A 9,543-nucleotide genomic window follows, 5' to 3' on the forward strand; every position below is an offset into this window, starting at 1 on the left:
CCGCGTGATCAGGTCAGCACGCCGCTGAGCAGCTCCGAGTCGATCATGCAGAGGTGCTCCGTCCACGCCTCGACGCGGGAGAGCACGACGATGCGGTGATCGGGCGAGACCTCGAGGCGAGCCACGATGGCGTCGAGCTCCTCGCGCGCGGGCGGCAGGGGCACGAGACGCTCGACGGCGCCCACCTCGCCGCGCACGATGTGGAGCTCGTCGCCACCGACGTCCGTGAACACCAGCTCGCCGCCCGCCAGCCAGTCGAACGCGGCGGTCGCGGGCGCGTCCGTGGTCCACAGGATCTCGCCCTCGATCGTGATCGCGCTGACCTGCGCCGGCGCGCTGATGCTCGCGCGGTGCAGCAGCGCGACGGCCCCGCGGTCGGCGCGCACCGGCATCCGGCTCGATCCCGCGGCGAACCACTCCACGGCGAGGCGCGCGTTGGCGTCGTTGGCGGCCGCACCGCCGAGACGCCATCGCTCCGCGCCGTTGACCGGATCGATCCCGGCGAGCACCCGAGGCGGCGCGAACCGGTTGTCCGCGGCACCTGCCACCACGACGTGGCGCCCATCGACCCATTGCGCCGCATCGACCGCCAGCGGGAGCTCCGCGATGGTGAGCGACGCCGCGCCCGTGGGCTCCGCGGTGACGATGGTCGAGTTGACGCCGCCCCGCGTCACGATCCGGAGCATCGCGCTGCCGTCGAGCGCGGTGATGAAGGTCGAAGGTTGATCGGTGGAGTCGGTCTCGACCCACGCAGGCAGCGCGGGATCGACCGGGGCACGCAGCCCGAAGCGCACGCGCGCCTCGCCGGTGAACAACACCGCGTCACCGAACGTACGCGCGCTCGAGACGGTGACGGCCGCCACCGGTGGCAGCGCGAGTGCTTGCGTCGCGACGAAACCGTCCGCCCGCATGTGCACCAGCATCGGCGGATCGGACATGTGTGGCGCGGCGATCCCGACGAGGAGGCTCTCGTTGGCGAACGCGAGGGCGCACACGTTCCGGGGCACGGCGACCTCGGCGAGCACGTCGCCCCCGATGATCGACACGATGCGCACCGTGTCGGGCGCGGAGACGAACGCGATGCGGCCTCGGGGGCTGAAGGCGACCGGCGTGGGCAGCGCGTGCCAGCGACCGAGGCCCTGCGACGCGCCGCGTGCGGTCGTTCGCTCGATCTCGGCCGTGAGAAGTGCGCGCATCGTTACTCCGTCAGGATCCAGGCCACTGCGGCCGAAAGCCCCGCGAGCGCGAAGAATCCCGCGAGGAGCAGCACGATCTGCACGATACGCCCGCCCGCCGCGGGCGCGGCCCCTTCGTCGTCGAATGCCGGCGCAGGCCCGGTCGGAAGCTCGAGTCCCGACGCCGGCATCGGCCGCATCGGGGAGACCGCGGGAACCAACGGCGTGGGCTCGGGCATCTCGCGCGGCGGTGGCGGTCGGATCGCGTCGAGCTGCGGAGCGGCTCGGGCCGGCAGCGCAGCCGATGGCGGCGGCGACGCGCGGCTCGGAACGTGGTCGGTGGGCTCGGAAGCCTTGGCGGGCCGCTTCGCCGCCCCTCCGGTCGACTTGAACTGGAACATCACGTCGCCGAACCCGACGCGATCGCCGTCGCTCAGCACCGACTTGGTGATCTTGCCGCCCCCGACGGTGCTGCCGTTGGAGCTGCCCAGGTCTTCGACGGTCCACGTCGAGCCCGATCGAGTGATCTTCGCGTGGCGCCGCGAGATCGACGCGTCCTCGAGCACGATGTCGTTGCCCGCGACGCGACCGACCGTGACGACCTCCTTGTCGAGCGCGAACGACTCACCGCGATAAGGACCGTCGAGCGCGACGAGGCGAGCGGAGGCGGCTTCTGCAGCGCCTTCTTTGCCGGCCTCGTCGAGCACCTCGACGTCGAAGCTCCCGATGCGGACGCGGTCGCCCGCCACGACGGGCTTCGGCCCGCGGATACGCACGCCTGCGACGAGCACCCCGTTGGCGCTCTTCATGTCGCGCACGATGAGGCGGCCCTCCTGGTACTCGAAGCACGCGTGCCGCCGCGAGACGCTGTTCTCCTTCAGCACGAGCTCGTTCTCGGCCGTCCGGCCCGCGTGAACCGGTCGGCTCGGCGACACGTCCAGCCGCGCCACCGTGTTGCCCTTGCGGTCACGAACCACGAGCGTCGCCATCGCTCAAAACCCGCCGCGAGCGCCGACGCGCGGCGCCTTCACTCGCGGAACATCGAGTTGCCCACGGCCACACCTGCCGCACGCAGTTGCTCGACGAAGGGCGGGACGTATCCGCTCGGCACCCATCGTCCGACGAGCGCGCCGTTGGCGTCGACGCCGCCGCTCTGGAGCACGAACACGTCGGCGCTCGCGTACCCGCCATCGTTCGCGCCGTCGACCACGTGCACGGAGGTCACGCGGCGAACGCCGTCCGACTGCCGCGCGATACCGACCACGACGTGAATGGCCGCCCCGACCAGCGCGCGAACCGAATGACTGCTCGACTCGCCGGCCAGCGCCGCACACTGCTCCAGCCGTGTCAGCGATTCGCGCGGACCGGGAGCAGCGATGGACAGCACCACGCCGTCGCGACCGGCCGCGGCTTCCACGGCGTCGCGCGTCTCGGCGCCGCGCAGGTCCCCGACGAACAGGCGGTCGGCGCGCGCACGCAGCGCCGCCCCGAGGACCTGCCGCATGGGAACCGGCGACGCGCCGTCGGCGCCGCTGCTCGCCTCGAGCGTCACGACGTGGCTCGGCGCGGCGACCTCGGGCGCCGGCTCGACCAGGAGCACGCGCTCGCTGCCGCTCGTCGCCGCGCACAACGCCGACACCAGCGTCGCCGCATCCATCGAAGACGAGCCCGCCACGAGCACATTGCGCCGCGCGGCCATGCACGCTTCGAGGAACTCGGCCACGCCCTGCGACATCGCGCCCGCCGAGACGAGGGCCGAGAGCGACGACGCGGTCCGCCTCGCACGACGCAGCGAAAGGAACGCACCTCGCACGGCGACGGGCGCGAGGATCGCGGTCAGCGCCGTCCCATCCGCGAGGCGAGCGTCGACGACGGGACCCGTGAGGTCGCGCCCGAGCGGCGCGATCATGCGACGCACTGCCGTCACGATCGCGTCCTCCGACGAGAACGCGCGCTCGGTGGTCTCGAGGCGACCGTCGCGCTCCACGACGACCGGCTCGGTACCGTTGACGTGGATCTCGGTGACGGCGTCGTCGGCGAGCAGCTCTTCGAGCGCACCGAGGCCCACCGCTTCGTGCAGCGCGTCGCGCGCGAGCCCGCTCCGGTCCGCCGCCGGCGGCAACGCGCCCTCGCCGGCCATGCGCTCGACGACTTGCGCGATGGCACGCTCGGCACGGTCCCAATGGCCTTCGTCACGGAGCTGGGCGACGTCCACCGACCGGACGTCGAGCGACTGCGCGACACGATCGAGGATCGACCGCAGCACGTTCGGCGGTCCGCCCGACGGCGGTGGCGGCGCCGGACGCGCAGCCGGCACAGCAGCCGCGGCTGCGGGCGCGGCGCCACCCTGCACCGGACGCAACGGAGGCACGGCAGCCGGCCCGCGCGCGAGCGGTCCCGACGACGGCACGGGCGGCCCCGGGACGCGCGAGGGCCCGCGCGCGCCCTGAGGGGGGCCCATGGGCGAAGCCGCAGGCACGGGCGGCGCGGGCGCAGAGGGCACCGCGGCCGGGCCCGAAGCTCGCCCCACGGCGGCGGGCGCCGGGACGGCGCGAACGGGCGCCGCAGCCGCAGCCATGGCTCCCCCTCCCGCGGCCGAGTACTCCTCGGAGGGCTCCTCTTCGAGCGGGAAACGTTCGGGGCTGCGCTGTTGGGGGGGCGGGCCGGGAACGGGCGACGCGGTGCTCCGCCGAACGGCGGCCTGTGGCCCACCCATCGCGGCTGCCGATGCGACGCCACCCATCGGCGTCGCTGCGACGGGCGGAGGTCCCATCGGCGGCGGCCCCATCGGCGGCGGCCCCATCGGTGGTGCGCCCATCGGTGGTGCGCCCATCGGCGGCGGCGCGGCCATCGGCGGCGCCCCCATGGGCGCGCTCATCGGCGCGCCCATCGGTCCTCCCAGCGGAGGCGGACCCATCGCCACCGGCGCGGCCGCGGGCGTGGGCATCGCGGGCGGCGACGCCACGACCGACGGTGGGCCCGAAGGCGCTCCGAGCGGCGGAGGACCACCCATCGGTGGGGGCGGCCCCATGCCCGGGCCGTTCATCGGTCCGCCCATCAGCGGAGGCGGCGCGGGATCGGGCACGGAGCGAGGCGCCGCGGTGGGTGACCTGAACGCCGGCGGGCTCGGGGCCGCGGGCTCCGGCGGCGGAGCCGAAGGCGCACCCGCACCTGCGCCGGCACCCGCCCCCGCACCCGCCGCTTCCTCCAGCGTCAGGATGAAGTCGCCGATGTAGATCTTGTCGCCGCTCTTCACGACCAGCGGCGACGTGATCTTGCGACCGTTCACGTACGTGCCGTTGGTGCTCTTCAGGTCGACGACGATGAACCTGTTGTCCTTGAGGACGATGCGCGAGTGGCGCTTGGAGACGTTGCCCTTCGGCAGGATGACGTCGTTGCCCTGCACGCGGCCGATGGTGATCTCCGACTTGTCGAAGTCCATCCGCTTCTGGGCGCCGCCCTTCTCCGTGATGACCAGCGTGAACATTCGCGTCGGAGTCCTCCGGTCGCTTCGTGATCACGGGAGATCCCCACGATCCGGCGACCTTGCCCTCACGAAAGAGGGCTTGCGGAAAACGAGCCTACACCGCGCGCGGGGCGCACGTTGCCAGGGAGGCACACTGCCTCGGCGGCTATTGAAACAAAGGCAGGCGCGATGGGTCAACAGACCCGAGCAACTCGGCCCTGCCGAGCGGCCCGAAAACCTCACTCCCCCGCCGGAACGACGGCTGCGCCAGCGTCCTCGGCAGGGCGAGGCGGGCTGCCGAGGATCGCGTCACGCAGCTCCGGCGTGACGGCGACCGCCACGACGGCGAGCAGCACGAAGACCACCAGGAGCACCAGCTCCGGCGCGAGCGACCGTCGCGGCGGATCGACCTCGGCCACGTTCGTCAGCCCGCAGCCGCCGCGAGAGCGTCCTGCACGCGCTTCGCGATCACGACCGCGGCCTCGGCGATCGTCACGTCCTCGGCGGCCTTCGCGTCGCGCGCCTTCAGCTCGATCATTCCGCGCGCGAGGCCCTTGCCGCCGACCGTCGCCCGCAGCGGGATGCCGAGAAGGTCGGCGTCCTTGAACTTCACGCCCGGACGCTCGTCGCGATCGTCGAGCAACACGTCCACGCCGGCCGCCGCGAGCGCATCGTGGAGCGCCTGCCCCGCGAGCGCGACTTGCTCGTCCTTGCCGACGGTCGTCACGATCACGTGGTACGGCGCGATGGGCATCGGCCACAGGATCCCGTCGGCGTCGTGGTGCTGCTCGATCGCGGCGGCCACGAGACGCGAGACGCCGATGCCGTAGCAGCCCATCACGATGGGCTTGCTCTCGCCCTTCTCGTCCAGGAACGTGGCGCCCATCTTCGCGCTGTAGTGCGTCCCGAGCACGAAGATGTGCCCACCCTCGATGCCGCGATACGCCCGCAGCCCCGCGCCGCACCTCGGGCAGGGATCGCCGTCGCGCGCCGATCGCAAGTCCAGAAGCTCCGCACGGAAGTCGCGTTCGTAGGCGACGTGCACGAGGTGCGCGTCCTTCTCGTTCGCTCCGCACACGCCGTCCGCGACGCTCCACACGGCGTGGTCGGCCACGATTCGTCCCGCGTGCCCGACGGGCCCGACGAATCCCACCGGCGTCCCGAAGGCCTTCGCGACGTCCGCCTCGCTCGCGAGAAACACCTGCGGCACCCGCAGCACCTTCGCGAGCTTCACCTCGTTGACCTGGTGGTCTCCGCGGACGACGACGAGCACGAGCTCGCTCCCCGCGACGTACACGAGCGACTTCAGGAGCCGCGAAGCGTCGATGGGGCCTTGCGATCCTTTGCGATTGAGGTACTCGACCACCTCGTCGATCGTCTTCGCACCGGGGGTGGCGACCTTGTCGATGGGGCCGCTCGGCGCGGCGCGCTCCGCCGACGGAGGTGCCGCCGGCGCGACCTCGACGTTGGCTGCGAAGTCGCACGACCCGCACGCGACGATGTCGTCCTCGCCGGTCTGCGCCAGGATCTGGAACTCGGCGCTCGTGTCACCGCCCATCGCGCCGCTGTCGGCAGCCACGATCCGGAAATCGAGCCCCAATCGCTTGAAGATCCGGCGATACGCCTCGCGCATCGTCGCGTAGCTCGCGAGGGCGCCCGCCTCGTCCACGTCGAACGAGTACGCGTCCTTCATCAAGAACTCGCGGCAGCGCAGGAGACCGGCGCGCGGTCGTGGCTCGTCGCGGAACTTCATCTGGATCTGGTAGAGGTTGATCGGCAGCTGCCGGTAGCTGCGGACGTCGCGCCGGACCATGTCGGTGATGATCTCTTCGTGCGTCGGGCCGAGCGCGTACTCGCCCTGCTTGCGATCTTTGATCTTCAGAAGGATGTCGCCGAAGCCATCCCATCGCCCGCTCTCGCGCAGATACTCGGCGGGCAGCACCCCCGGCATCAGCACTTCCTGCGCGCCGGCGGCGTTCATCTCCTGCCGGACCACCTGCGCGACCTTGCCGAGCACACGGTGACCGAGCGGCAGGAAGTCGTAGATCCCCGCGCCCACCTGACGCACGAAGCCGCCGCGGAGCAGAAGCACGTGCGACGGCTGGGTGGCTTCGGCCGGGGCCTCTTTGAGCGTCGGGATGAAGGCCTGCGAGTAGCGCATGGGCCGCGTGGATAGCAGATCCGGGCGCCGACCGGCAGGCCAGCGCGCTTTCGCACCCGAGCCGGTCGCGGTACGAAGGCGCACGTGGCGCCTCCGAAGAAGGAGAGCAAGCTCGGTGGTGCGCTGATCGGGCTCGGCGTGATCGGCGCCATCTGGGGTCTGCTGGCGCTCGCGGCGTGGTTGGCCCGCGAGCCGCCGCCGAGCTCCGGCGAGGACGGCGGGCCCGACGGCGCCGCCGGAGCCGCAGAGGACGCCGCGACGACGACGGACCTCGGCACCCAGGTCGTGGAGGAGCTCGCAGGTTCCGGCGACGCCAGCGGAGGCGATGCGGAAGCGACGACCGATGGCGGCGGCACCCACACGACGACGGCCGATGCGTCGGTCTCGGACGACAGCGGTTCGGATGCCGCCCTCTCGAGCGTCGCGCGCGGGACGGCCGTCGCGTACGACGTGTGCGCGGGAAGCCGGGCGCGCGTGCACGCAGGCGCGATCGGTCGAGGCTCCGCAGCGTCGCTCGTGGTCGCGTGCAACGGCATGGCGCACGTCGTCGATCTCGCCGGCGGCCAGCCACGGGTCGTCGCGACGCTCGACGAGCCGGACGCGGAGGCCGGCATGTTCGAGGTCGAGGCGCGGCCGGTCATCGCCGACGTGACGGGCGACTCGCTCGGCGACGTCGTGCTCGGCTGCTCTCGCCTCTCGGAGCGGGGCGGACCACGGCTCGGCGGCGCGTGGGTCGTGCCGGGTGTCCGCGGCGCCGCGCGCGTGGGCACGCGACCGATCGCGCTCGGCCCCGCGAACGTGACGAGCCTCGCCAGCGCGGAGCTCGACGGGCGCCCCGGTCACGAGATCCTCGTCGGCCACATGGGCAACTGGTACGCGAACGAGACCAACGAGGTCCGCGTCTTTCGCGGCGGCCCGCGCCCGACGCGCATCGCCGCGATCCGCACCGACGGCACCGAGACCGTGAGCGTCGCCGCCGTCGATCTCACCGAAGACGGACGCGACGATCTCGTCATCGCGCACGAGGCGCGAGGCGGCCTGACCGTCCTGACCGGAGACGGACGCGGCGGGTTCGGCGACGCACGCTCGTTCTCCGACGTGCTCGCGTACGGTGCGTGGCGCGTCGATCTCGACGGCGATCGCAAGTCGGAGATCCTGCTCCGCGGCGAGCGAGAGTCTCGTCTGCTCGCGGGTGGGCGCGACGAGATCCCTCCGCCGCGGCCGGTTGCTCTGGCCCTCGAGCGCGTCCAGCTGCCGGTGGACGTCGACGGAGATCGCCTCACCGACGTCGTCGTCGCGCTCGGCACCGACACGTACTTCGGCCCCGAGTGGTGGGACATCTCGGTCCAACGCTCGCAGCCGGGCGGCAGCTTCGAGGTGCTCGAGCTGGTGCGAAGCGCCTTCCATCCCATCGACCTCGCGATGGCCGATCTCGACGGCGACGGAGCGCTCGACCTCGCGTGGCTCGGCGTCTCGCACGAGCCGGCCCATCCCGAACGTGATCGCGTCGTGCTGCAGATCGCGCTCGGCATCTCGATGCGCGCGGCGGGCGCTCCACCGCGGGAGGGTCCCACCGAGCTCGTGCCGATGCCGCGCGCGACGCATGCGACGACCGTTCAGCTGCGGTGACTGACCCGGTCACGAACAACCGTTCGTGCCGAGCTCGTCAGACCTTGAGTCGCGCGCGCGCTTGCATCAGCGCGAAGCCGAGGAGGTTTCGACCGCGCCAGCGAGCCGGGATCGTGGCGTTCGGGTTCGTCGCGCTCATCCCGATGCCCCAGATGCGATCGCGCGGGCTGGCTTCCACCAGCACCGCGTCGCCCGTCGCGAGCAGGTAGTCGCGCAGGGCTTCGTTCTGGCTGAACTTGTGGACGTTGCCCTCGACGACGAGATCGAACCGCGCCGCTTCCCAGTCGGAGGGCCGGAAGCCGCGTACGCGCCGACCCGCTTTCTTCGCTTCGCTCGGCGTGCGTGACGCGAGGATGACCTCGAGCATCTCGTCGTCCGCGAACAGGCGTGCTTTGCCCGCCATCATCCAGTGCTCCGCCGTCGGGTACCGCGTGCCCCCCACCACGAACGGCGCGGGGTACCACTGGCTGAGACACGTCGAGCCGATCGAGCCGTCGGAAGGCACCGAATGCCCGTAGAAACAGAGAAACCGCAGCGGAGCGCCCGACGCCGAGAGCCGGATCACCTCCTCGACGGTCGCGGGCGTGCCGAGGGCGTCGATCACTCGCCGAGCAACGCCGCCGCGGTGCTGCCGCGGAGCGCGGCGACGCGTCGATCGCGCAGCTTCGCCTCGTCGCGCACGATCTCGGCGAGCGCATCGACGACGGCGCTGCGTACGTTCATCGTCGCCGCGATGCGCTGCACCGCATCGAGCTCGCCCGTTGCGATCTCGCCGTCCGCGAGCGCGACCGACAACGCCTCGTAGACGATCCACGCGCCGAGCGACGCGCGCGCGTCGGTCGGCACCGAGAGTCGCGCGAGGAGCTTGCCCGGAGACTCGCTCCGCACGTCGAAGGCGAGCACCGCCTCGATCACCGGCTCCGGCGTGTGCAGCGCGTGCATCTTGCCGATCAGGAACGCGCGCTCCGCCTCGCTGAGCTTGCCGTCTCCCGCTGCGACGCACTTGACCGCTTTCCACGCCGGCTCGAGGTCCGGCGACGGCGGCAGGTGCTTGTTGCCGTACCACAGCTGGTAGGCCGCTTTGACCGCGGTCGCAGACTCGTCGCCCGCCA

Annotated in this window: 8 protein-coding genes; 1 reads left to right on the forward strand and 7 read right to left on the reverse strand. The window is 72.2% G+C overall.

The annotated features are described in order from the left end of the window. Positions 1-8: 8 nt before the first annotated feature. The 5 genes from IT293_18010 to IT293_18030 form a co-directional block, all read right to left on the reverse strand. Complete coding sequence (locus IT293_18010; GenBank protein ID MCC6766557.1) at positions 9-1,196, reverse strand: hypothetical protein; 1,188 nt, start codon at positions 1,194-1,196, stop codon at positions 9-11. A gap of 2 nt (positions 1,197-1,198) precedes the next feature. Then, on the reverse strand, positions 1,199-2,164 hold the full coding sequence (locus tag IT293_18015) for an FHA domain-containing protein (protein MCC6766558.1): 966 nt from the start codon (positions 2,162-2,164) through the stop codon (positions 1,199-1,201). A 38-nt stretch (positions 2,165-2,202) separates the two neighbouring features. After that, positions 2,203-4,662 carry a Flp pilus assembly complex ATPase component TadA gene (gene tadA, locus IT293_18020; GenBank protein MCC6766559.1) on the reverse strand — a complete coding sequence of 820 codons (2,460 nt, stop codon included), beginning with the start codon at positions 4,660-4,662 and terminating at the stop codon, positions 2,203-2,205. A gap of 218 nt (positions 4,663-4,880) precedes the next feature. Next, positions 4,881-5,060 (reverse strand): hypothetical protein, encoded by a 180-nt coding sequence (locus IT293_18025; GenBank protein ID MCC6766560.1) that lies wholly within the window; start codon positions 5,058-5,060, stop codon positions 4,881-4,883. Between the two features lie 5 nt (positions 5,061-5,065). Next, the gene (locus tag IT293_18030) at positions 5,066-6,802 is read right to left on the reverse strand and encodes a proline--tRNA ligase (protein ID MCC6766561.1); all 1,737 of its coding nucleotides are present in this window, start codon (positions 6,800-6,802) and stop codon (positions 5,066-5,068) included. A gap of 84 nt (positions 6,803-6,886) precedes the next feature. Here IT293_18030 and IT293_18035 point away from each other — a divergent pair, with 84 nt between their 5' ends. After that, complete coding sequence (locus IT293_18035; GenBank protein ID MCC6766562.1) at positions 6,887-8,431, forward strand: VCBS repeat-containing protein; 1,545 nt, start codon at positions 6,887-6,889, stop codon at positions 8,429-8,431. Positions 8,432-8,468: 37 nt separating this feature from the next. On the opposite strand, the gene IT293_18040 is transcribed toward IT293_18035, so the two are convergent. After that, positions 8,469-9,032: an NADAR family protein gene (locus IT293_18040; GenBank protein MCC6766563.1), complete on the reverse strand. Its 564-nt coding sequence runs from the start codon at positions 9,030-9,032 to the stop codon at positions 8,469-8,471. Further along, a partial coding sequence (locus tag IT293_18045) for a hypothetical protein (GenBank protein ID MCC6766564.1) occupies positions 9,032-9,543 on the reverse strand: 512 nt, incomplete at its 5' end. The genes IT293_18045 and IT293_18040, both read right to left, overlap by 1 nt.

Source organism: Deltaproteobacteria bacterium, assembly GCA_020848745.1.
Classification (GTDB): domain Bacteria; phylum Desulfobacterota; class Binatia; order UTPRO1; family UTPRO1; genus UTPRO1.